General features: G+C 69.7%; 18 protein-coding genes and 1 tRNA gene. 7 read left to right on the forward strand and 12 right to left on the reverse strand.

Annotated features, from left to right (window positions below; all coding sequences use genetic code 11):
• Positions 1-30 precede the first annotated feature (30 nt).
• The gene (locus G3I60_RS21475; protein WP_203673449.1) at positions 31-1,605 is read left to right on the forward strand and encodes a site-specific integrase; all 1,575 of its coding nucleotides are present in this window, start codon (positions 31-33) and stop codon (positions 1,603-1,605) included.
• Between the two features lie 433 nt (positions 1,606-2,038).
• Here the strand turns inward: G3I60_RS21475 and G3I60_RS21480 are convergent, their stop codons facing one another.
• Positions 2,039-3,379, reverse strand: coding sequence for a hypothetical protein (locus tag G3I60_RS21480; RefSeq protein ID WP_164295043.1), 1,341 nt, complete (start codon positions 3,377-3,379; stop codon positions 2,039-2,041).
• A 375-nt stretch (positions 3,380-3,754) separates the two neighbouring features.
• A tRNA-Thr gene (locus G3I60_RS21485) sits at positions 3,755-3,828 on the reverse strand.
• A gap of 214 nt (positions 3,829-4,042) precedes the next feature.
• On the opposite strand from G3I60_RS21485, the gene G3I60_RS21490 reads away from it, so the two are divergent.
• The 3 genes from G3I60_RS21490 (at position 4,043) to G3I60_RS21500 (ending at position 6,625) form a co-directional block, all read left to right on the forward strand.
• The gene (locus tag G3I60_RS21490) at positions 4,043-5,161 is read left to right on the forward strand and encodes an ABC transporter ATP-binding protein (protein WP_164295044.1); all 1,119 of its coding nucleotides are present in this window, start codon (positions 4,043-4,045) and stop codon (positions 5,159-5,161) included.
• A 253-nt stretch (positions 5,162-5,414) separates the two neighbouring features.
• Positions 5,415-5,828: a hypothetical protein gene (locus G3I60_RS21495; RefSeq protein WP_138354090.1), complete on the forward strand. Its 414-nt coding sequence runs from the start codon at positions 5,415-5,417 to the stop codon at positions 5,826-5,828.
• A 71-nt stretch (positions 5,829-5,899) separates the two neighbouring features.
• Positions 5,900-6,625, forward strand: coding sequence for a nucleotidyltransferase family protein (locus G3I60_RS21500; RefSeq protein ID WP_138354089.1), 726 nt, complete (start codon positions 5,900-5,902; stop codon positions 6,623-6,625).
• Between the two features lie 194 nt (positions 6,626-6,819).
• Here the strand turns inward: G3I60_RS21500 and G3I60_RS21505 are convergent, their stop codons facing one another.
• From G3I60_RS21505 to G3I60_RS21530, 6 genes are all read right to left on the reverse strand, one after another.
• Complete coding sequence (locus G3I60_RS21505) at positions 6,820-8,367, reverse strand: DoxX family membrane protein (RefSeq protein WP_164295045.1); 1,548 nt, start codon at positions 8,365-8,367, stop codon at positions 6,820-6,822.
• Positions 8,368-8,710: 343 nt separating this feature from the next.
• Positions 8,711-9,667, reverse strand: a complete 957-nt coding sequence (gene rlmB / locus G3I60_RS21510) for a 23S rRNA (guanosine(2251)-2'-O)-methyltransferase RlmB (protein ID WP_138354087.1) — start codon at positions 9,665-9,667, stop codon at positions 8,711-8,713.
• Between the two features lie 119 nt (positions 9,668-9,786).
• Positions 9,787-11,181 (reverse strand): cysteine--tRNA ligase, encoded by a 1,395-nt coding sequence (gene cysS, locus G3I60_RS21515; protein ID WP_164295046.1) that lies wholly within the window; start codon positions 11,179-11,181, stop codon positions 9,787-9,789.
• Positions 11,182-11,417: 236 nt separating this feature from the next.
• On the reverse strand, positions 11,418-11,942 hold the full coding sequence (gene ispF, locus G3I60_RS21520) for a 2-C-methyl-D-erythritol 2,4-cyclodiphosphate synthase (RefSeq protein WP_164295047.1): 525 nt from the start codon (positions 11,940-11,942) through the stop codon (positions 11,418-11,420).
• Positions 11,932-12,645, reverse strand: a complete 714-nt coding sequence (ispD, locus tag G3I60_RS21525; RefSeq protein ID WP_138354084.1) for a 2-C-methyl-D-erythritol 4-phosphate cytidylyltransferase — start codon at positions 12,643-12,645, stop codon at positions 11,932-11,934. Before ispD ends, ispF begins: the two co-directional genes overlap by 11 nt.
• Before the next feature lie 223 nt (positions 12,646-12,868).
• Positions 12,869-13,351, reverse strand: a complete 483-nt coding sequence (locus G3I60_RS21530; protein ID WP_033174074.1) for a CarD family transcriptional regulator — start codon at positions 13,349-13,351, stop codon at positions 12,869-12,871.
• Positions 13,352-13,861: 510 nt separating this feature from the next.
• On the opposite strand from G3I60_RS21530, the gene G3I60_RS21540 reads away from it, so the two are divergent.
• The gene (locus G3I60_RS21540; RefSeq protein ID WP_138354083.1) at positions 13,862-14,515 is read left to right on the forward strand and encodes a DUF461 domain-containing protein; all 654 of its coding nucleotides are present in this window, start codon (positions 13,862-13,864) and stop codon (positions 14,513-14,515) included.
• 103 nt (positions 14,516-14,618) lie between these two features.
• On the opposite strand, the gene G3I60_RS21545 is transcribed toward G3I60_RS21540, so the two are convergent.
• On the reverse strand, positions 14,619-15,299 hold the full coding sequence (locus G3I60_RS21545; protein WP_138354082.1) for a response regulator transcription factor: 681 nt from the start codon (positions 15,297-15,299) through the stop codon (positions 14,619-14,621).
• Positions 15,296-16,585 carry a cell wall metabolism sensor histidine kinase WalK gene (locus G3I60_RS21550; RefSeq protein ID WP_138354081.1) on the reverse strand — a complete coding sequence of 430 codons (1,290 nt, stop codon included), beginning with the start codon at positions 16,583-16,585 and terminating at the stop codon, positions 15,296-15,298. The genes G3I60_RS21545 and G3I60_RS21550 overlap by 4 nt, the downstream gene beginning before the upstream one ends.
• A 182-nt stretch (positions 16,586-16,767) precedes the next feature.
• On the opposite strand from G3I60_RS21550, the gene phoU reads away from it, so the two are divergent.
• A complete protein-coding gene (phoU, locus tag G3I60_RS21555) occupies positions 16,768-17,448 on the forward strand; it encodes a phosphate signaling complex protein PhoU (protein WP_138354080.1) in 681 nt (226 codons plus the stop codon).
• Positions 17,449-17,890: 442 nt separating this feature from the next.
• On the opposite strand, the gene G3I60_RS21560 is transcribed toward phoU, so the two are convergent.
• A complete protein-coding gene (locus G3I60_RS21560) occupies positions 17,891-18,649 on the reverse strand; it encodes a phosphoglyceromutase (RefSeq protein ID WP_138354079.1) in 759 nt (252 codons plus the stop codon).
• A 125-nt stretch (positions 18,650-18,774) separates the two neighbouring features.
• On the opposite strand from G3I60_RS21560, the gene G3I60_RS21565 reads away from it, so the two are divergent.
• Positions 18,775-20,040 carry an MFS transporter gene (locus G3I60_RS21565; protein ID WP_164295095.1) on the forward strand — a complete coding sequence of 422 codons (1,266 nt, stop codon included), beginning with the start codon at positions 18,775-18,777 and terminating at the stop codon, positions 20,038-20,040.
• Here the strand turns inward: G3I60_RS21565 and G3I60_RS21570 are convergent.
• On the reverse strand, positions 20,024-21,727 hold the full coding sequence (locus tag G3I60_RS21570) for a glycosyl hydrolase family 28-related protein (RefSeq protein ID WP_164295048.1): 1,704 nt from the start codon (positions 21,725-21,727) through the stop codon (positions 20,024-20,026). The two genes, G3I60_RS21565 and G3I60_RS21570, sit on opposite strands and share 17 nt — an antisense overlap.
• Positions 21,728-21,754 lie beyond the last annotated feature (27 nt).

The raw sequence follows: 21,754 nt of genomic DNA on the forward strand, positions 1-21,754 counted from the left end.
AACGGAACGGTCTCCCGCAGGTGCCGTTGTATGGACCCTGCGACGGGCAAGGAGTACGGCGGCTCCTGCCCGAAGCGGAAGAACTCCCGGCACGGCACGTGGACGGCCTTCCAAGAGCTGGAACCGGCACAGGACGGCCGTCGCCGTCGGTTCCGTCGCGGCGGTTACGAAACCTCCGCGAAGGCCAAGGAGGAGCTGGACAAGGTCCGTGCCCTCATGTCGATACCGGAGGTGGACGACACGTGGGGCAAGGCCACCATCAGCGACCTCATAGAGGGCTGCCTGAAGGACAAGGACCCCCTTCCGGACTATGACGAGAGCCGACGCAGGTTCAAGTCCGGCCAGAGTCTCAACTCGAAGACCACCCTCGGTGAGTGGCTCGACACCTGGCTCACTGGCCGCAAGCGACTGCGCATCTCCGGCTACAACAGGTACGAATCCGATATCCGGGTGCACCTCAAGCCCCATTTGGGGCACCTGCGCCTGGACAAGCTCCGCGTCCACCACATCAGCTCGATGTTCGACGCCATCAACGAGAGCAACATCGAGATCCAGGAGCAGAACGCTCAGCGTCGAGCAGCCGTCGACGAACTCAGCGCCATCCCGTGGAAGGGCGCAGAGAACCGCGCACGCCGTAAGTGGCTTAAGGCCCAGCTCGACTCCATGCCCCCCTTCCGGCGGATCACGGGGCTCAACACTCAGCCGCGCATCAAGATCACGCTGCGTGCCGCCTTGAACGTCGCCATCGCTCAGCAGGTGATGCCGGCCTTCAACCCGGCCGCCCACGTCGAGCTGCTGCCCGGCACGAAGCCCAAGGCCCTGGTCTGGAACGACGAGCGCATCGAGCGGTGGCAGGAGACCGGCCAACGGCCGTCACCGGTCATGGTCTGGACCCCTGAACAAACCGGCCGGTTCCTGGACTTCGTCGCTGCGGACCGCCTGTACCCGCTCTGGCGCCTGATCGCCTTCCGGGGAACACGCCGAGGCGAGTCGTGCGGGGTGCGCTGGGTGGACCTGTCGGTCGCCCATCGTTCGCTGACCATCGCCACACAGCTCGTGCAGGACGGCTGGGAGGTCTACGAGGACGTCCCGAAGACCGACAGCGGCAACCGCCTCATCGCCCTCGATGACGAAACGCTTGAGGTCCTGACGGCCACCAAGGCACGCCAGAATCAGGAGCGGCTCACCTGGGGCAACGGCTGGCAGGACACCGGCCGAATATTCACCCAGGAGGACGGCTCCCTTCTCCACCCGGCGAAGCTTTCCGACCTCTTCGAACGCCTGGTCGCCGCCGCCGGCCTTCCACCGATCCGGCTGCACGACCTTCGCCACGTCGCTGCCACGCTCATGCTCGCGGCCGGGGTCGACGTCAAGGTTGTATCCGAAACCCTGGGCCACTCGGACACCCGGATTACCCGGGATATCTACCAATCGGTCCTCGACGACCTCGCTCGGGACGCCGCCGAGAAGGTCGTGCAGCTCGTCCCTCGCTCGCGCAAGAACCTCGCCCCGGTCAGTGATCACGAATCACCAACGACCAAACACAAGCCGAAAACGGCTCCGCCCCGCAAGCCGACCGGATCAACGGAGGAGCGTTCCGCCTGAGCGCCTGAATGTCTGGAGCCCTGGTCAGCCGGGACCGTCCGGGGCTCCGCCGTCCGAGGGCGACGAGTGGCAGGTCGACCACCCGTACGCGACCATCTCATGAGCCGCGCTGCACCTGGAGCAGTCCCCCGCTGGCCAACCGCACTGCCGAGTCCTCCACTTGAGGCTGCGCCGACGACGCCAGGCGGAGGTCTGCGCAGTCGAGAGCAGCACACACCCGCGCAGACAGGTCCTGGCGTTCCTGCTCGTCGGGACAGCCCCGAGGTTGAGCGACAGCCACACGCGCAGGTCATTCCCTGGCGAGACCACCACTGCTTTCCCTGGCTGGCCAGAGGGGACGAGAGCCCTCGCCGCGTGTGGGGACCTCTCGGTGCGGTCAGCTTGCGGTGAAGAGACGGTGCGGCTTACGGCACCGATGAGCCCGTTGTCCCGCTCAGCTCTCTGTGAAGTCCTGCCCCACGAACAGGCTGATCAGCAGGCTCTCCGCGGTGATCAGCAGCGTCCGCACCGCGACCACGTCACCGATGGAGGCGTGCTTGGTGGCCTGGAGCTGCTTGCGGAGCCGTCCGACCACCGAGGCGAATGCTGCGGCCTGACTCTCCACGAGCGGGCGGGGGCCACCGAGATTGCGCACGAGGTACTTCACCCGCAGTGCGTGAGGCGGCTTGTCCAGACCCTCCCACTCCTTGGCCGGCCGGTTGTTCTCTGCATGCCAGGCGCGAACTGCCTCATCCGGAGCCGCCTGCCGCAGCGCACGCTCCACCGCTTCGACGGTGCAGTTGGCGACCTTCTCCGCAGCTGCTGGCCCGTTGCGCCGAATGTCGTCCCATGCGCCGTTGAGCAACTCGGGGACCTTCGCGTCGACCCGTGTGAGTACGGCATACAGCTCTGCCGTGACCTCCAGCCGGGCGGCCATCCACGGCTCGACGACCTCCGACTCGACCCGGTCCGCACCCTCCGCAACGAGACCGGGGTCGGCGTCCGGGGAGGCCAGAAGGTCCGACCCCAGGAGCGAGAGGTTCGTGCGACCGGTGACCACCACCATGGGAAGTTCGTCCAGGTGATCGGCGGAGTCTGAGACGAAGTTCCGCCACGCCACCACGGGCATGCCGCTCGTCTCGCTCAGAAGTCCCTTGCCGGGCGCGTGTTGAACTGCCCAGTCCGTCAGATCGACCTGGACCCGGCTGATCCGGGCCAACTCGGAGAGCACCGGCGAGGGCTCCATCAGCTCACGGAGCTGGGCCTCGATACGGCTGTTCGCTTCGAGAGCGGAACGCCAACTGGTCAGCGCCCCAGACCCCGCGATCTGCTCGGCCAGACGGGAAGTCGCGGTGACCTGATCGAGGTAGTTGTTCTGAGGCGTGAGCTGGTCCACCCACCGCATGCTGGCGGCCAACGCCGCAACTCTGGAGCTCGAATCGACGGTGCGGGCGAAGTCCGCCTGCATGCGCTCGATCGCGGCCGCAGCACCGGACTGCTCCAGCAATCGCCTCGTCGACTCGAAGTAGTCGTTCACCCAGTTGAAGGAATCAAAGGCCTTCTCGAACGACGTGAGGACACTGGAGTTACGCATCAGGGCGTCAAGGGACGCGGACGCCTTCTCGAACGACGTCAGGGCACTCGACCTCAGCAGGTCATCAAGGGGTGTGGAGCCCGCGACGAAACTGCGACCCCGGGGCTTGGCCGGTTGGCCCTTCGGCTCGCCCTCGGCGGCCGGCTGGGCTTCCTCCACGACCTCGTCATCGCCTTCAGCCTGTGAGTCCTCAATGGACATCCGCCACGGCTCCTCGTCTCGCCGACCCCCGCGCCAGCCTGCAGCGGTCACGATAGTCGCCATCGTCGACAAACCGGACACGCCTCGTGACTCCCCTCGCTACAGAGAAGCCCCGAATGCGCCAGAACCGGCCGGGGCTGGGGGAGCCCCGGCGGGCGAGCCGAGAACTGTCGAAGCCCTACAACGCGAAGCCGAGGGGCTACAGCCCTCGTTCGCACCCACGTACACCGCTCGCGCAGCCGCGCCGCAGCCGTGTCCACCGGTTGTCCACCGACCACCGTCCGGCCGCTTTCCAGGGCCTTCGAGGTTCCCAGTATCAGGTCACAGAAAGGCAAAAAGCCCAGGTCAGATGGCATCTGACCTGGGCCAAACCTGAGCCCCCTGTCGGATTCGAACCGACGACCTTCGCTTTACAAGAGCGGTGCTCTGGCCAGCTGAGCTAAGGGGGCATGGGTCCGCGGGTGGGTGGTGCGGGTGCGGGGCCAGGAGAAGTGTACTCAAGGCGGGGGGTGCCGGGTGTGGGGAAAGTCGGTGACCGGGGGCTACTGACAAAGGGGCAGGCGGCGGGTAGCGTCACGGTCAGTTCGCATATGGCGGACTAGACCAATCCTTCCTTTACTCGGATCGTCCGGCACGTTCCTGCCGGTGAGGGGTGCAACAGCTATGGCTACTGTCACGTTCGACAAGGCGACCCGTATCTACCCGGGCTCGGAGAAGCCCGCGGTGGACGGCCTGGAGATCGAGGTCGGGGACGGCGAGTTCCTGGTTCTGGTCGGTCCGTCCGGCTGTGGGAAGTCGACCTCCCTGCGCATGCTCGCGGGTCTCGAGGACGTCAACGGCGGAGCGATCCGCATCGGTGAGCGCGACGTCACCCACCTGCCGCCGAAGGACCGGGACATCGCGATGGTGTTCCAGAACTACGCGCTGTACCCGCACATGACCGTCGCGGACAACATGGGCTTCGCGCTCAAGATCGCCGGCGTGAACAAGGCGGAAATCCGCAAGCGGGTCGAGGAAGCCGCGAAGATCCTGGACCTGAGCGACTACCTGGCGCGCAAGCCGAAGGCGCTCTCCGGTGGTCAGCGCCAGCGTGTCGCGATGGGCCGCGCGATCGTGCGTGAGCCGCAGGTGTTCCTCATGGACGAGCCGCTGTCGAACCTCGACGCGAAGCTGCGGGTGCAGACCCGTACGCAGATCGCCAGCCTGCAGCGCCGGCTGGGCGTCACCACGGTCTACGTCACCCACGACCAGGTCGAGGCCATGACGATGGGCGACCGTGTGGCCGTCCTCAAGGACGGGCTGCTGCAGCAGGTCGACACCCCCCGCAACATGTACGACCGCCCGGCGAACCTGTTCGTCGCCGGCTTCATCGGCTCGCCGGCCATGAACCTCGTCGAGGTCCCGATCACCGACGGCGGCGTGAAGTTCGGCAACTCGATCGTCGCCGTCGAGCGCGACGCCATCGCGGCCGCCTCCGACAAGGGCGACCGCACGGTCACCGTCGGCGTCCGCCCCGAGCACTTCGACATCGTGAACGGCGAGGCCAAGTCGCTGTCGAAGGACGAGCCGGCCGGTCTGGCCGTCACGGTCAACGTCGTCGAGGAGCTGGGCGCGGACGGCTTCGTCTACGGCAGCGCCGAGGTCAGCGGCGAGCACCAGGACCTGGTCATCCGGGTCGGCGGCCGCGAGATCCCGGAGAAGGGCTCCGTGCTGCACGTCGTGCCGCGCGGTGGCGAGGCCCACGTGTTCTCGACCTCCACCGGTGAGCGCCTCACCCGCTGACGCTCAACCCGAAGGGCCAACGTGGCCAACGGGCCAACGGGCATATAAGCAGTACGGAACGGCCGTTCGCGCAACCCGCGGGCGGCCGTTCCGCGTTGCGTCCGCCTTGATCATTCCGGTGTCGACAAATACCTACACACACCGGGCTTTTCGATCCCGTTCGTCAACCGGCCGCACCCGTATCAGCGATTCCCCTCACCCGGCAGGGTGACTAAATGTCGCCAAATCATCACCCATCGCTACGATCGCGAGCGTGAACCAGGTAGCTCGCCGCATCGGCAAGACATTCGCGCTCGTACTCCCGGTCGTCCTCGTGCTGTCCGGGACCCTCGCCGTCACCCGCGTCCCGTGGGCGACCTCGGCCTCCGAAGCCCAGGTGCTCACGGCCTCGCACGACAAACCGGAGATCGTGCCGTCCTCGAAGGAGCCGCAGGAGGTGCTGCGCACCCGACTGCTGGACGAGCTCCAGGACAAGTCCGCGAGCACTGTACTGACCGACCTGCAGGCGGAGATGGCCACCAGGCCGTCACTGGCAAAGTACTGCACGTCGATCGCCCGGTCGCTCGGCCGCGCCGCCGTCGCCAAGTACGGTCCGGTGCGCGCCCAGTCCTTCTCGCGTCCGGTGTGCGACACCTCGTTCGCGACCGGCGTCGCCTCCGTCTACTGACCATGACGGGCGTCCCCTGCCACCCGGGGACGCCGTCATCACGCGTTCGAGGTCCCGGTAGGGTGCCCAGCATGACGAACGGCGCTCCTACCGTGACCCAGGCCGTCCTCCTCGCCGGAGGGCAGGGGTCGCGACTGCGGCCCTACACCGACGACCGTCCCAAGCCGATGGTCGAGATCCCGGGCACCGGGACACCGATCATCGGCCACCAGCTCGACTGGCTGGCCGCCGAGGGCGTCACCGACGCCGTCGTCTCGTGCGGCCACCTCGCCGAAGTGCTCCAGGAGTGGCTGGACGCGGCCCGGTTGCCGCTGAACGTCACCACCGTCGTCGAGAAGGAACCGCTGGGTCGCGGCGGCGGGCTCAAGTACGCCGCCGCGTCGCTCCCGCGCCCCGACGAGCCCTGGTACGCCACCAACGGCGACATCTGGACCCGCTTCTCGCTGCGCGAGATGGCCGCGTTCCATCACGAGCGCGCCGCGGTCGCCACGCTGGCGCTGGCCCGCCCCCGGATCCCGTGGGGCGCCGTGGAGACCAACGAGTTCGGGCAGATCCTGGACTTCATCGAGGCGCCGCCCTCCCCGTTCCTGATCAACGCGGGCGTGTACGTCTTCGACCCGGAGTTCACCGGGCTGCTGCCGGACCTCGGCGACCATGAACGCACCACGTTCCCCCGGCTCGCGCGCGAACGCCGCCTCGCCGGCTTCCCGATCCCGCAGGGCGCGTACTGGCGGGCCATCGACACGGCGAAGGACCTCACCGAGGCCGCCAAGGAGCTGGCCGCTCTCAGCCGTTGAGCAACCGCTGAAGACGGACCCCCGTCCGCCCGCCGTGGCGCTGAGCGGGCCGCTGAGCCCCTCTCACGCGTTCCACCGCCTCCGGGTCGCCTACGGTCCCTCCACGGCGCCCACGGCCCCCTTACGCACATGGCGGTGGCCCGCACCCCCGAAGGGTGCGGGCCACCGCCATGTCATCCTGCCGACCCGACCCGTCAGGCCGACCCGCCGGTGCCTCCGGCGTCGCCGGACGGTCCCGACCGGCCGAGCAGCAGGCCGGCGGGCGATCCGCTGCCCAGGAGGCCGCCGATCGGGTCGTGCACGGTGCCACTGCTGGTCGTCGGGGACGTCGTCGGACGGTGCGACTGGTGCGGGGAACTGGGCTGCGTCGGCTGCGAGGAGGACTCGCGCGGCTTGCTGCTGCTGCCGCTGCCCGTGCTGCCGCTCTTGTGGGTGCCGCTCGGCGACGCCGAGGGCGACTTGGACGGCTTCTTCTTGGCGCCGGCGGACTTCGACGGCTTCGGGGTGGGCTTGGGCTTGCCGGGCGTGGCCGTCCCCGACACCTCGGGCAGCGGGGTGCCCGGCAGGTTGTTGACGGGGATGCGCGCCGGGGTCGGCACGTCAGTGTGGGTGCTGGAGGACCGCACCGCGGCACCCAGCACCGATCCGCACAGCAGCGTCAGGCCGACGAAGATCGTGGCCAGCACCACACCCCGGCGCAGCACCCGCCTGCGCAGGTCCCACAGTTCGGCGCGCGGCCCGAGCCGCCGCCACGCCTCGCCCGCGAGGCGGCCGTCCACGGAGTAGACGGGGGCGCCCGCGATGATCAGCGGGCTCCAGGCGGCGAGGTAGATGAAGTCCGGGGCGTCGTAGACCGGGACCGTGCGCCAGGTCACCGTCACCAGCAGCGCCACGGAGAGCGCGGCGGCGAGGGACGCGGCGACCCGCTGCCACAGCCCGCAGATCGTCAGCACGCCGACGATGACCTGGAGGAAGGCGATGGTCAGCCCGGCGCCCACGGGGTGCGTGAGCGCGAGGTCGCGCAGCGGCGCCGCGGCGGCCCACGGGTGCAGTGACGTGAGCCACTTGACCATCGAGCCGCGCTCGCCGCCGTCGAAGTACACGGGGTCGCACAGCTTGCTCATGCCGGCGTAGACCGAGATGAAGCCGAGGAAGACGCGCAACGGGAGCAGGACGACGCCGAGATTCATCCGGTGCCCGGGGTACCAGGCGTGCCGGATCGGTTCGGCGTTGCGGCCCCGCCGGATCCCGTTCTTCTCGCCCGGTCCGGCCGCGAGGCCCTTGCCGCGGCGGTCACCGCGCCCGTCACCGAACTCGTCGTCGTAGCCGTCGTAGTCGTCGTCGAAGGCGCCACGGGCGGGCCGGACGCCGCGCAGCAGCTCGGGTTCCGGCATGCGCGGGCCGACGACGCCGGGCGTCGCCGCCTCGTCGATGTCGATCCGCGGCAGCAGCTGCGTCGAGCCGGCGGGCGTGTCGGGGCCGGAGCGTCCGGAGCCGGATTCCGCGCCCGCGTGGCCCGCGTGGCGGACCGCCTGCAGGAGCCGGCCGGCAGCCGGGTCGCCGGGCTCGGTCCGGCCGGACCACACCACTGGTGCGGCCCGTCGCCTGACGGAGCTGGGAATGACGGGGATCCGCGCGGTCTCGTCGAGGCTCAGGGCACGGGCCGAGGTCACGCCGAGCCGGACGCGGAAACTCGCGTGGTTGACGATGACCTGGGCCGGGTCGCTCGGGACCTTGAGCATGCTCAGGGCAGGTTCGTCGAACCCGGGCGTCCCACCCCCCGTAGGAGTGCGGGGTGTTCTGGTGTCCACACTCCACTAACCGAGTGACAGACGTTTAGGACACTGCCGACGCACCGATGGATGTCCGAGACCCGTCAAGATCAACAGCATCGGGGCGCTGGCCGGGAACGATGCGGGGCCGACTCCGAAAAGATCGGGACCCGGACCGGAAGTGATCCGGTCCGGGTCCTCGTCAGCGTCCACGGAGGTCGGTCACACACGAACAACCGCGCACCCGACGTCACCCACAAGAAGTCACGCGCAAGGCGTCACGCACAAGGGGTGGCGCGCGGCCGCCAAGGGGTCACGCGCGGCGGCGGGCCGCCTCGTACAGGACGATGCCGGCGGCGACGCCCGCGTTGAGGGACTCCGCGCCACCCGGCATCGGGATGCGCACCAGGAAGTCACAGGTCTCGCCGACGAGGCGGGACAGCCCCTTGCCCTCGGAACCCGCGACGATCACGACGGGGCCGGCGAGCGCGTCCAGCTCGTGCAGGTCCGTCGCACCGTCGGCGGCGAGGCCGACGACGACCAGACCGGCCTTCTGGTAGGCCTCCAGCGTCCGGGTCAGGTTGGTGGCGCGGGCGACCTGGACGCGGGCGGCGGCGCCCGACGAGGTCTTCCACGCACCGGCGGTCATACCCGCCGCGCGGCGCTCGGGGACGACGACGCCGTGACCGGCGAACGCGGCCATGGAGCGGACGACCGCACCGAGGTTGCGCGAGTCGGTGATGCCGTCGAGCGCCATGATCAGCGGGGCCTCGTGGCTGTTGGCGGCGGTCTCCAGCAGGTCTTCCGGGTGCGCGTACTCGTACGGCGGGATCTGCAGGACCATGCCCTGGTGGTTCAGGCCGTTCGTCATCCGGTCCAGCTCGGGGCGCGCGGCCTCCATGAGCGGGACACCGCGGTCGGTCGCGAGCTTGATCGCCTCGCGCACCCGGTCGTCGGTGTCGATGTACTGCTGGACGTAGACCGCGGTCGACGGGATCTCGGCGCGCAGCGCCTCGACCACCGAGTTACGGCCGACGACCAGCTCGGCCGTGGACTTCGCGCCGCGGCCCGACGGGCGGCGCGACTGCGAGGAGACGGTCCGCTTGGCCACGGCCTTCGCGACGCGGTTCTTCTTGTGGCCCTTGCGGTCCGAGGCGGGCGGGGTCGGGCCCTTGCCCTCCAGAGCCTTACGCCGGTGACCGCCGGTGCCGACCTTCATGCCCTTCTTGTTGGAGGTACGGCGGTTCCTGCGCTGGCTGTTCCCGGCCATGGGGCACTCTCACTTCTTCGCTGCTGAAAATGTACTGACGTATAGGGGGACTGGGCTGTTCGGGCGGAGCTGGTACGGCGGACGGGTCTGGTACGCCGGCGGACGGCACGGTGACGCGCTCAGCGCGAGCCGAGCGACCACCGGGGTCCGGACGCGGTGTCCTCGATGTCCAGCCCCGACTGCTGGAGCTGGTCGCGGATGGCGTCGGCGGTCGCGTAGTCCTTACGCTCCCGGGCCGCCTGCCGCTGTTCCAGCACCAGCCGGACGAGTGAGTCCACGACGCCGTGCAGGTCGTCACCGTGCCCGCCGCCGGCCCACTGCTCGCCGAGCGGGTCCAGTCCCAGTACACCGAGCATCGCACGGACCTCGGCGAGACGCGCGATCGCGGTTTCCTTGTCGTCCGCCATGAGGGCCGAATTGCCCTGCCGGACGGAGGTGTGGACGATGGCCAGCGCCTGCGGGACGCCGAGGTCGTCGTCCATCGCCTCGGCGAAGGAGATCGGCACCTCGGCGGCCGGCGCGACAGGACCGCACTTCTCGACGACCCGCTGCGCGAAGCCCTCGATGCGCGCGAACGCGGACTCCGCCTCGCGCAGTGCTTCCTCGCTGTACTCGATCATCGAGCGGTAGTGCGGGGTGCCGAGGTAGTAGCGCAGCACGATGGGGCGCCAGCGCTGGACCATCTCGGAGACGAGCACCGAGTTGCCGAGCGACTTGCTCATCTTCTCACCGCTCATGGTGACCCAGGCGTTGTGCACCCAGTAGCCGGCGAAGTCGTCGCCGAACGCCTTCGCCTGGGCGATCTCGTTCTCGTGGTGCGGGAAGATCAGGTCGATGCCGCCGCCGTGGATGTCGAAGGCGGAGCCCAGGTACTTGTGGGCCATCGCCGAGCACTCCAGGTGCCAGCCGGGGCGGCCGCGGCCCCAGGGGGTCTCCCAGGACGGCTCGCCGGGCTTGACCGACTTCCACATGGCGAAGTCCCGCTGGTCGCGCTTGCCCGTCTCACCCTCGCCGCTGGGCTGGCGCAGGTTGTCGAGCTCCTGGTTGGACAGCTCCAGGTAGCCGGGGAACGAGCGCACGTCGAAGTAGACGTTGCCGTCGGCGACGTAGGCGTGGCCCCGGTCGATGAGCTCGCGCATCATCTCGACCATCTCGGGGATGTGGCCGGTCGCCCGCGGCTCGTAGGTGGGCGGCAGGCAGCCGAGCACGTCGTAGCCGTTGTTGAAGGCCCGCTCGTTCTCGTAGCCGATCGCCCACCACGGGCGGCCTTGCTCGGCCGACTTCGTGATGATCTTGTCGTCGATGTCGGTGACGTTCCGGATGAAGGTGACGTCGTAGCCGCGGTAGGCGAACCACCGCTGCATGATGTCGAAGTTCAGGCCCGACCGGATGTGCCCGATGTGCGGGGCCGCCTGCACGGTGGCACCGCAGAGGTAGATCGAGACACAGCCCGGCGTGAGCGGGGTGAAATCACGGATCTGCCGAGCGCTGGTGTCGTACAGGCGAATAGTCACGCCAACAAGGGTAGTGGGCGAAACGCCGTGCCAAGTGCGCTCCGCTCGGGTTGCAGGGGGGAGCGGGCCGGACGATCTTCCGGGCGTGGCTCCTGCCTGCGGGGGTAATCCCCTCAAGCCCCGGTCGGACTCAGAATCCGGCTCCGAATCGGGCCCGAATCGGCTCCGGATCGGCACCGAATCAGCCATGGATCCGGTCCGGAATCGGCCTCGGGGAAAGCTGGTGGAGGGCGGGTTCAGGCAGCCGGGGCCGGAGCCGCCGGCAGCACGAGCGCGGTGGCGATGGCCGCCAGTCCCTCGCCGCGGCCGGTGAGGCCGAGCCCGTCGGTCGTCGTGCCGGAGACCGAGACGCGGGCGCCGATGGCCTCGGAGAGGACCTTCTGGGCCTCGTCGCGGCGCTTGCCGATCTTCGGGCGGACGCCGATCACCTGGATCGCCACGTTGCCGATCTCGAAGCCGGCCTCGCGGACGATGCGGGCCGCCTCGGCGAGCAGCGTGACGCCGGACGCTCCGGCCCACTCGGGCCGTCCGGTGCCGAAGTGCGCGCCGAGGTCGCCGACCCCGGCCGCGGAGAAGAGCGCGTCGCAGGCCGCGTGCGCGGCGACGTCGGCGTCCGAGTCGCCGGCCAGGCCGTCACCGGCGTCCGGCCAGTGCAGGCCCGCGCACCACAGCTCGCGGCCGGCCTCGAAGGCGTGCACGTCCGTGCCGATGCCGACGAGCGGCAGACGCATGGACGAGGACAGAGAAGCGTCAGAAGCCATCGGTGGCCCTCCTGCGGGCGAGTACGGCCTCGGCGAGCACCAGGTCCAGCGGCCTGGTCACCTTGAAGGCCTCTTCGTGGCCGGGTACCACCACGACCTGGACGCCGGTCCGCTCGACCATGCCCGCGTCGTCGGTGGCGCCCTCGCCGTCACCCGGCACCGTCGCGTGCGCCGTGGCCAGCACGTCCCGCCGGAAGCCCTGCGGGGTCTGCACGGCGCGCAGCAGGGCGCGCTCGGGCGTGCCGGTGACGATGTTCGTGCCGGGGTCGATCTGCTTGACGGTGTCGGCCAGCGGCAGGCCGGGGACGACGGCCGGGGCCCCGTCCCGTACGGCCGCGACGACCGCGTCGACGATCTCGACGGGCACCAGCGGGCGGGCGGCGTCATGGACGAGGACGATGTCGACGTCCTCGGGGAGCGCGGCCAGGCCGAGCCGGACCGACTCCTGGCGGGTCCCGCCGCCGGCGACGACCCTGATGTCCTTGCCCTCGGGCAGCCCGTGGCTGTCGAGCATGGCCTGGACCTCGGCCACACCGTCGGACGGCGCGACCACGACGACGAGGGAGACGGCCCGGGAGCGGGTCATGGCGCGCACGGCGTGCACCAGCATCGGGATGCCGCCGAGGGAGCGCAGCGCCTTGGGGGTGCCGGGGCCGAGCCGGACGCCTCGTCCGGCGGCGGGGATGACAGCTGCGGTACTCAGAGGTTTGTGTCCTTGGCCGAGGTGGGTATCGGCTCAACGTGTGACGCTGCGGACCCCTTCCGTGAGAAGTCCGCAGGGTTGTGCACGCCGAGACGTCGGAGCAGAACAAAAGCAGAAGACGGTAAACAGCGGTAACAGCAGAACAGAACGATCAACGATCTGCGTCAGGACACAAGCATGCCGCAGCACCCGGCCGGAACCGGGTACCGCGGCAGAACTCGCGTCAGGACGCGAGGACCTCGTCGAGCAGAGCCTCGGCCTTGTCCTCGTTGGTGTTCTCAGCGAGCGCGAGCTCGCTGACCAGGATCTGCCGCGCCTTGGCGAGCATGCGCTTCTCGCCGGCGGACAGCCCGCGCTCACGCTCACGACGCCACAGGTCGCGGACCACCTCTGCGACCTTGATGACATCGCCGGAGGCGAGCTTTTCCAGATTTGCCTTGTAGCGGCGGGACCAGTTGGTCGGCTCTTCGGTGTACGGCGCGCGAAGCACCTCGAAGACCCGGTCCAGCCCCTCCTGACCGACCACGTCGCGCACGCCGACGAACTCCGCATTGTCCGCGGGTACGCGTACCGTCAAGTCGCCCTGGGCGACCTTGAGCACCAAGTAGGTCTTGTCCACGCCTTTGATCTGGCGAATTTCGATAGCCTCGATCAGCGCGGCCCCGTGATGGGGATAGACCACGGTGTCGCCAACCTTGAACGTCATGTGACAGGTACCCCTTCCGTGGCTATCCAGGGTAACACGTGAACGGCCTCTTCTGAATGGTGTTTTCGCAGGTCAGGGCATATCTCAGGGCTTGACAACCCCTACCGGAACGTGCTGGAGGGGCGTACCGAGCAGGGGTATTCGCAGGTCGGAGCCGGTATACGACAGGGGTGAAACGCGCCCGTTACACCCAACGGCGCGCCAGCGGAAGGGGTGTTACGTCCCCATTTGTCGATCTCCGAAGAGTGGATCTTCGCTACTCCGTTCGGACCTCGTTGACGCGATGATCCAATTTTCCGAAGTCGCGGAACGGAGGCGATCGGTGCACGATAAATGGATCTTGCCCGGTCCGCCGGAATCCCGTGGCGGAATGCCGGAATGCAATCCCGGCCACCCCGGTCGGGTGAGACCGCCCCGCCGAGGGGCGGCCCGGTGCGGAGGCGGGACGAAGGCTGAGTAATGTAAGCCCGCTGGAAGATCTTCCCTACCTGTCTAGGAGATGCCGCCGCCGTGAGCAGCAGCCTTCGACGCGGTGCCCTCGCCGCCGCCCTCGCGCTCTCGATTGCCCCGCTCGCCGCCTGCGGCGCCGGCAACAACGCGCAGACGCACGAGGTCCGCCCCGACAATGCCGCGACCACCGTCGGCGACATCCAGGTGCAGAACGCCGTGATCCTGACGGAGAAGGCCGGTTCCGGCCCCGCGTCGGTCTCGGCCCGCATCTACAACAACGGAAACGGTGACCAGACGCTCCAGTCGCTGAAGGTCGGCGACGCCCTGACGGCGACCCTGTCCGGCACCGCCGGCAGCAAGACCGTCACCGTCCCGGCGCACGGTTCGGTGCTGCTCGGCGGGGAGGGCAACGCCGCCGCGACGATCCCGAACAGCAACGAGGCGTTCAAGGACGGCGACTTCCAGCGCATCGCCCTGACGTTCAGCGCGACCGGTGAGGTCGCCCTCGAGGCGAACGTGCTGCCCGCCGCGGGCTACTACGAGAAGTACGGCCCCAGCAGCGCCCCGTCGCCGGCCGCCGAGCCGCCCGCCAAGACCACTCCGACGGCCACCGGGACCCCGGAGAACGGCGGGAAGGCCACCCCGACCGACACGGCCACCCCCAGCGGGACGGGCACGCCGACCGGTACGGCCACGCCGACCAAGAAGAGCTGACCGCGCGATCCGCGCACGACGACGGGCCCGGCAGCGTGTGCTGCCGGGCCCGTCGTGCTGTGCGGGGAAGCGGGCGGGTCCGCGGAACGGCCCGCCGGCGGGGTTACGGCTCGAACTTGTAGCCCAGGCCGCGCACCGTGACCAGGTAGCGCGGCGCGCCCGGGTCCGGCTCGATCTTGGCGCGCAGCCGCTTGACGTGGACGTCGAGCGTCTTGGTGTCGCCCACGTAGTCGGCGCCCCACACCCGGTCGATGAGCTGCATACGGGTCAGCACGCGGCCCGCGTTGCGCAGCAGCATCTCCAGCAGGTCGAACTCCTTGAGCGGGAGGTCGACCTTTCCGCCGGAGACGGTGACCACGTGGCGGTCGACGTCCATCCGTACCGGGCCGGCCTCCAGGGCGGCCGGGGACAGCTCCTCGGGCTCGCCGCGGCGGCGCAGGACGGCCCGGATACGGGCCACCAGCTCGCGGGAGGAGAAGGGCTTCGTCACGTAGTCGTCTGCGCCTATTTCCAGGCCGACGACCTTGTCGATCTCGCTGTCCTTGGCCGTCACCATGATGACCGGGACATTGGACTTGAGCCTGAGCTGGCGGCAGACCTCGGTGCCGGGCAGGCCCGGCAGCATGAGGTCGAGCAGTACCAGGTCGGCGCCGTTGCGTTCGAACTCGTCCAGCGCGTCGGGCCCGGTCGCTGCTATGGCGACCTCGAAGCCCTCCTTGCGGAGCATGTACGACAGCGCGTCGCTGAAGGACTCTTCGTCCTCTACGACGAGTACACGGGTCACGGAAGGACCTCCGGGGCAGGGATGTGATCGGAATAGTTCTCGTAGAACTGCTGGTCTCCGGCGGGGCCGCCCCCGCCACCGGGGGACTCGTCGTCCTCCGGTTCGGTGCCGAGCAGGGCGTGATCGCGTGCCATGCCGGCCTCGGGCAGCCGCAGGGTGAAGGTGGAGCCCTGTCCTTCTGCGCTCCACACGGTGACTTCCCCGCCGTGCGAGGCGGCCACGTGCTTGACGATGGACAGGCCCAGACCCGTGCCGCCGGTGGCGCGGGAGCGCGCCGGGTCGACGCGGTAGAACCGCTCGAAGATCCGGTCCCGGTCCTTCTCCGAGATGCCGATGCCGGCGTCGGTGACCGAGATCTCGATGAGGTCGCCGCCCGGGGAGGGGATCCGGCGGCCGGCTATCCCTACGCGGGTGCGGGCCGGGCTGTAGTTGACGGCGTTCTCGACGAGGTTGCCGAGAGCTGCCGCGAGCTGGCCGCGGTTGCCCCAGATGTGCAGGTCAGGGGCTGATCCGGTGGCCATGGTGATCTGTTTGGCGTTCGCCTGGTGGCGGCAGCGGTCTATGGCCTCGGCGACGAGATCGTCGACGTCGACCGGTTCCGCGTCGTCCAGCGGGTCGTCGTTCTGGACCCGGGAGAGATCGATGATCTCCTGGACGAGGCTGGTGAGGCGGGTCGCCTCGATCTGCATCCGCCCTGCGAAGCGGATGACGGCCTCAGGGTCGTCGGAAGCGTCCATCACGGCTTCGGAGAGCAGTGACAGCGCGCCGACCGGGGTCTTGAGCTCATGGCTGACGTTCGCGACGAAGTCACGGCGTACGGCCTCGATCTTGCGGGCCTCGGTCAGGTCCTCCACGAGGAGGAGGACCAGCCGGGAGCCGAGCGGTGCGACTCTGGCGGAGACCGCCAGGCCCTCGCCGCGGCCGGCTCCTCTTCGTGGCAGATCCAGTTCGACCTGGCGTATCTCGCCGTCCCGCCGGGTCTCACGGGCCATCTGCAGCATCTGGTCGACGGCCAGGCGGCCGCCGCGGACCAGTCCGAGGGCATACGCCGCCGAGCTGGCCTTGACCACCGTGTCGCCCTCATCGAGGACGACGGCCGAGGAACGCAGTACGGAGAGGACGGTGTCCACTCCGGGCGGCAGTACGCCGGCGCCATCGGGTCGCAGGGCCGTGCGGGTGGGGCGGGCTTGTTCCCGCTCACTCCAGCGGAACGCGAGCACAGCGATCACACCGGTACACAGACCGGCTATCGCACTGGCTGCGGCAAGAGCCGCGTTCACGTCCATACCCCCAGGTTAGGCGGCCATAAGGGGTGCTCCACAGCCTTGAGAGCTACCTCTCGAACGCCCGTTGCCAAGAGTTCACCTTGACGTAGGCGCTGATTCACTCGGGATGCTCGAGCGGTACGCGTACGCCCATCAGCGTGGGAGCGTGGAGGAGACGCCTCTGTTTGGACGGAAGGACAGCGATGCGGGACGCATATCACGAGGAGCTCGACTCGATCGGTGAAGGGCTGGTCGAGATGGCCCGGCTCGTCGGATCCGCCATCGGCCGGGCCACCACCGCGTTGCTGGACGCGGACCTGAACATCGCCGAGAGCGTGATCGCGGCCGATGAGAAGGTCGACGCCCTGCAGCGCGACCTGGAAGCACGGGCGATCACCCTGCTTGCCCGGCAGCAGCCGGTCGCCACCGACCTGCGCATCGTCGTCACCAGCCTGCGGATGAGCGCGGACATCGAGCGGTCGGGCGACCTCGCCCGGCACATCGCGAAGGTGGCCCGGCTGCGCTTCCCCGAGTCGGCCGTACCGAACGACCTGCACAGCACCATCCTGGAGATGGGCCAGCTCGCCCAGCGCCTCATGGCGAAGGCCGCCGAGGTCATCGTCACCAAGGACGTCGACGACGCGCTGCAGCTGGAGGCGGACGACGACCGCATGGACGAGCTGCACCGCACGCTCTTCCAGCACCTGCTGGACGACCGCTGGAAGCACGGTATCGAGACGGCGGTCGACGTGACGCTGTGCGGCCGCTACTACGAGCGGTTCGCCGACCACGCCGTATCGGTCGCCAAGCGCGTCGTCTACCTGGTCACCGGCGAGCACGCCGACGAGCTGACGCCGCCCGCGACGCAGGTGGACGGGGTCTGACGGAGTCCGGCGGCCAACGGGGTCAGGGTTCGGGATCTGTCGGGCGGGGGGCCCGACAGATCCCGGCCCGCGCCCTGTCGTGCCTCCGCGCGCCGTTGATGCGCCTGCCTCCGGGCGCGTTCAATGGGTGCTGATGCGCCCGCACGTGGCGGCTTCGACTGCGTGCGGTAGCCCAGCCGAGGAGGGTACTTATGCAGGATTCCCCCACCCCGTCGACCATCCGGGACCAGCCGTCACTCGACCGTCCCCCGCAGCTCGTGCGGGTACAGCTGCCCGTGCTCGGAGCGTGCGGCTGCGGTGCGAGCTGCGGGTGCGGATGCCAGTCCGGCGGCGCCTGCCAATGCGGCGGCTGCACCTCCTGAGACCCTGACGACCACCCCTTGCGGGACGAAGGGCCCCACCCGGATCCGGGTGGGGCCCTTCGCGCGTCCTGCGTACGTCGCTACTTCTTCTTGCCTTGATTCTTGACGGCCTCGATGGCGGCCTTCGCGGCGTCCGGGTCGAGGTAGGTGCCGCCCGGGTTCAGCGGGCGGAAGTCGGCGTCGAGCTCGTAGGAGAGCGGGATGCCGGTCGGGATGTTCAGACCGGAGATGTCGGCGTCGGAGATGCCGTCGAGGTGCTTGACCAGACCGCGCAGGCTATTGCCGTGCGCGGCGACCAGGACAGTGCGGCCGGCCAGCAGGTCCGGGACGATGCCGTCGTACCAGTACGGCAGCATGCGCTCGACGACGTCCTTGAGGCACTCGGTGCGCGGACGGATCTCGCTCGGGATCGACGCGTAGCGCGGGTCGTCGCTCTGCGAGAACTCCGTGCCGTCCTCGAGGGGCGGCGGCGGGGTGTCGTAGGACCGGCGCCAGAGCATGAACTGCTCCTCGCCGAACTCCGCGAGGGTCTGCGCCTTGTCCTTGCCCTGGAGCGCACCGTAGTGCCGCTCGTTGAGCCGCCAGGAGCGGTGCACCGGGATCCAGTGCCGGTCCGCGGCTTCGAGGGAGAGCTGCGCGGTGCGGATCGCACGCTTCTGCAGCGAGGTGTGGACGACGTCGGGGAGCAGGCCGGCGTCCTTGAGCAGCTCGCCGCCCCGGACCGCCTCCTTCTCGCCCTTCTCGTTCAGATTGACGTCCACCCAGCCGGTGAACAGGTTCTTAGCGTTCCATTCGCTCTCGCCGTGGCGGAGGAGGATCAGCTTGTACGCAGCAGCCATGGCCCGAGCCTAATGGAAATCCTCTGGCGCCTCCCCACCTGTCCACGGTAACCTCCTCCGGTCACAAGTGACCATTACACAGGGGGGCCTGAGTGCCGGACGTCAGACGGGCTGTGCGCGAGACCATGTCGGGGCTTCCGCGCCAGTTCTGGTGGCTGTGGACCAGCACACTGGTCAACCGGCTCGGCGGATTCGTCGTCACCTTCCTCGCGCTCTACCTGACCGTCGACCGGGGCTTCTCCGCCTCCTACGCCGGTCTCGTCGCCTCCCTCTACGGGCTCGGCGGATCGGTCGCGTCCGTCGTCGGCGGCGTTCTCGCGGACCGCGTCGGGCGGCGCGCCACCATGCTCGTCGCCCAGCTCGGCACGGCCGCGGTCACCGCCCTGCTCGGCTTCGTCACCCACCCCGTGGCGATCGCGGCGGTCGCCGGGCTCGTGGGCGTCACCAGCAACGCCTCCCGGCCGGCCCTCCAGGCGATGCTGGCCGACCTCGTGCCGCCCAAGGACCGGGTGCGGGCCTTCGCCCTCAACTACTGGGCGATCAACATCGGCTTCGGGGTCTCGGCGGGCGTCGCCGGGCTCATCGCCGCCCAGGGCTATGTCTGGCTCTTCCTGGGCGACGCGCTGATGACCCTGCTGTGCGCGTTCGTCGTCTTCTGGAAGGTCAAGGAGACGCTGCCGGCCGTCGAGGCCTCGGCGACCGTGGACGAGGAGCCCGCCGGGCTCGGCCAGGTGCTGCGCGACCGGCGGTTCATGGCTCTGGTCGGGCTGACCTTCCTGCTCGGGACCGTGGGCCAGCAGGGGGCCACCACCCTGTCGGTCGACATGGGCCGTTCCGGGTTCACCGCGAGCCAGTACGGGCTGGTCATCGGCCTCAACGGACTGCTGGTCGTACTGCTCCAGATCCCGGTCACCCGCATGATGACCGGCCGCAGCCCGGCCGCGCTGCTCGCGGCCGGCACCCTGCTGATGGGCTGGGGCTTCGGCCTGACCGCCTTCGCCGGCTCCGTCGGTTTCTACGCCCTCACCGTCACGGTGTGGACGCTCGGCGAGATCGTGCACGCCCCCGCCTCGATGTCGGTCGTCGCCGACCTCGCGCCGGCACGGGCCCGCGGCCGCTACCAGGGCATGTTCTCGCTCTCCTGGTCCGCCGCCTCCTTCGTCGGCCCGCTGGCCGGCGGCTTCGCCCTCGACCACTGGGGCGGCAGCGCGGCGTGGGGAGCCTGCGCGGTCGTCGGCACGGTCGCCGCCGCCGGGTACTGGACGCTGCTGCGGACGCGGGGAACGGTGCAGAGCGCGGAAGTACTGGTGGAAGCGGTGGAGATGGAGGGGCCGGTGCCGGCCTCCGGGCCGGCACCGGCATCCGCTGCTGCCGTCAGGAGCAGCCGTTGAGGTGGCGCTGGGCCTCGTAGAGGTTCGGCGGGGTGACCGCCGGGGTGCCGTAGGACTCCAGGCGGGAGTGGAGCGGGCCGGTGAAGTCCGGGACGTCGATCTGGCCGAACGGGGTGACCTCGGAGATGCCCACCGTGGCGCTGTACGGGGCGATGTCGTCGATCCTGACGCAGCCCGCGCGGCCGTTGGCGACGGTGACGTTCCAGTGGGTGAAGCGGGCGCCGTAGAGCGGCCCGGCGCTGGCGTCGCCGCCGTGCGAGCCGTCGTTGAAGACGGTGATCTCGGTGCGGACGTTGGCGAACGGCAGTCCGCGGTGGGTGTCGAACGTCCCCATGTCCATCCGCCCGCGCGACCAGACGTTGTAGCTGGACAGGCCCTCGACGTTGATGCCGTGCAGTTGGGTGCCCGCCGGGGCGGGGATGACGGTGCGCTGGTCGATGGCGAAGTCCTCGATCAGGTTGTCGTGGGACCCCTCGCGGCAGCAGTACGGGTGGTGGCTGCCGCGCCCGGAGACGCGGGTGCGGCGGAGTGTGGAGCCCTTCGCGGCGACGAGCAGGAAGCCGTTGTCGACGTTGACGGCGTGCACGTCGTCCGCCCAGCAGTCCCACGCGCACTGCAGGACCAGGCCGTTGTAGCCCGTGTCGAGCAGATGCTGGGCCTGCGGGGTCTCCACCATCTCGATGGTGAGGCCCTCGACACCGGAGTTGACCACGGGGTCGATGAGCGTCGTCAGCTTCGGCGCCCAGCCGAGGCGCGTGTCGAGCGGCAGCGGCCGGTCGAGGGTGACGCGGTGGCCGCGGATGCCGGTGACGCGGGCCGGCCACTCGTAGGGGACGTACGAGAGCACCTTGGTCTTGTCGGACCAGTCGTAGGTGGCGGCGCCGTCCACGTCGCCCGCCATGTGGTCGAGCAGGGTGTGTCCGGCGTCGTCCGCGAGCTGGAGCAGGACGCGGTCGCCGCGCCGGAGGCGGGACGGGTCGTCGACGGTGACGGTGAAGTCGCCCTGCTTCGCGACGGCCGTGATGGCGGCCAAGGTCTGCCATTCGTCGCGCTTGTTGCCGGTCCAGCCCTCGAACGGCCAGGCCTTGGCCTTGATCGCGTCGGTGAGGGTGCGGTAGCGCTCGCGCGGGCAGACCCAGACCAGGCCGCCGGCCCAGGACCAGGACGACTTGTTGCCGCCGTAGCGGCTGCCGTAGGCGCCGATGATCTCGGTGAGCGAGCGCGTCGCGAAGAGCTTGGTGGTGCCGCTGCCTTCACCGCGCAGGGTGACGTTGCTCCAGCCGAGTTGGATGACGTCGTCGATCCGGTAGGTGCCGCGCGGCAGCAGGACCGTGCCGCCGCCGCGCTTGCCGACCTCGGCGATGGCCCGGTTGATGGCGGGCGCGGCGTCGGCGGAGCCGTCCGGCTTGGCGCCGTAGTGCAGGACGTTGGCGCGGACGGGGCGGCGGGGGAAGTTCCGCTCGCCGCCGTTGTAGCCCGCGCGGGCGACGTTCGGGATCTGCGGGTGGGTGTAAGGCGCGGCTTTGAACTCCGCCCAGAGGGGGGACGGCACGCTGGTCGACGGCGGTGCGGCCGGTGCGTTCGGTGCGGCCGCGAAGGCGGTGCGGCTGCCGAGCGCGCCGGCGGCCACCGCCGCCGTGCTGACCTGAATTGCTCCCGTGAGCAGTCTCCTGCGACTGATCGCCATGACCCCGCCTTTCACGTATCTGAACGC

The organism is Streptomyces sp. SID13666, from assembly GCF_010548325.1.
In the GTDB taxonomy this organism is placed as follows: domain Bacteria; phylum Actinomycetota; class Actinomycetes; order Streptomycetales; family Streptomycetaceae; genus Actinacidiphila; species Actinacidiphila fildesensis.

Coding starts and splice junctions, on each gene's coding strand:
- G3I60_RS21530 (WP_033174074.1), bottom strand. CDS start 13,351: ATGACGTTCAAGGTTGGCGACACCGTGGTCTATCCCCATCACGGGGCC.
- phoU (WP_138354080.1), top strand. CDS start 16,768: ATGCGGGACGCATATCACGAGGAGCTCGACTCGATCGGTGAAGGGCTG.
- rlmB (WP_138354087.1), bottom strand. CDS start 9,667: ATGGCCGGGAACAGCCAGCGCAGGAACCGCCGTACCTCCAACAAGAAG.
- G3I60_RS21565 (WP_164295095.1), top strand. CDS start 18,775: ATGTCGGGGCTTCCGCGCCAGTTCTGGTGGCTGTGGACCAGCACACTG.
- ispF (WP_164295047.1), bottom strand. CDS start 11,942: ATGGCTTCTGACGCTTCTCTGTCCTCGTCCATGCGTCTGCCGCTCGTC.
- G3I60_RS21570 (WP_164295048.1), bottom strand. CDS start 21,727: ATGGCGATCAGTCGCAGGAGACTGCTCACGGGAGCAATTCAGGTCAGC.
- G3I60_RS21480 (WP_164295043.1), bottom strand. CDS start 3,379: ATGTCCATTGAGGACTCACAGGCTGAAGGCGATGACGAGGTCGTGGAG.
- G3I60_RS21475 (WP_203673449.1), top strand. CDS start 31: ATGGACCCTGCGACGGGCAAGGAGTACGGCGGCTCCTGCCCGAAGCGG.
- G3I60_RS21490 (WP_164295044.1), top strand. CDS start 4,043: ATGGCTACTGTCACGTTCGACAAGGCGACCCGTATCTACCCGGGCTCG.
- G3I60_RS21500 (WP_138354089.1), top strand. CDS start 5,900: ATGACGAACGGCGCTCCTACCGTGACCCAGGCCGTCCTCCTCGCCGGA.
- G3I60_RS21505 (WP_164295045.1), bottom strand. CDS start 8,367: ATGCTCAAGGTCCCGAGCGACCCGGCCCAGGTCATCGTCAACCACGCG.
- G3I60_RS21560 (WP_138354079.1), bottom strand. CDS start 18,649: ATGGCTGCTGCGTACAAGCTGATCCTCCTCCGCCACGGCGAGAGCGAA.
- G3I60_RS21550 (WP_138354081.1), bottom strand. CDS start 16,585: ATGGACGTGAACGCGGCTCTTGCCGCAGCCAGTGCGATAGCCGGTCTG.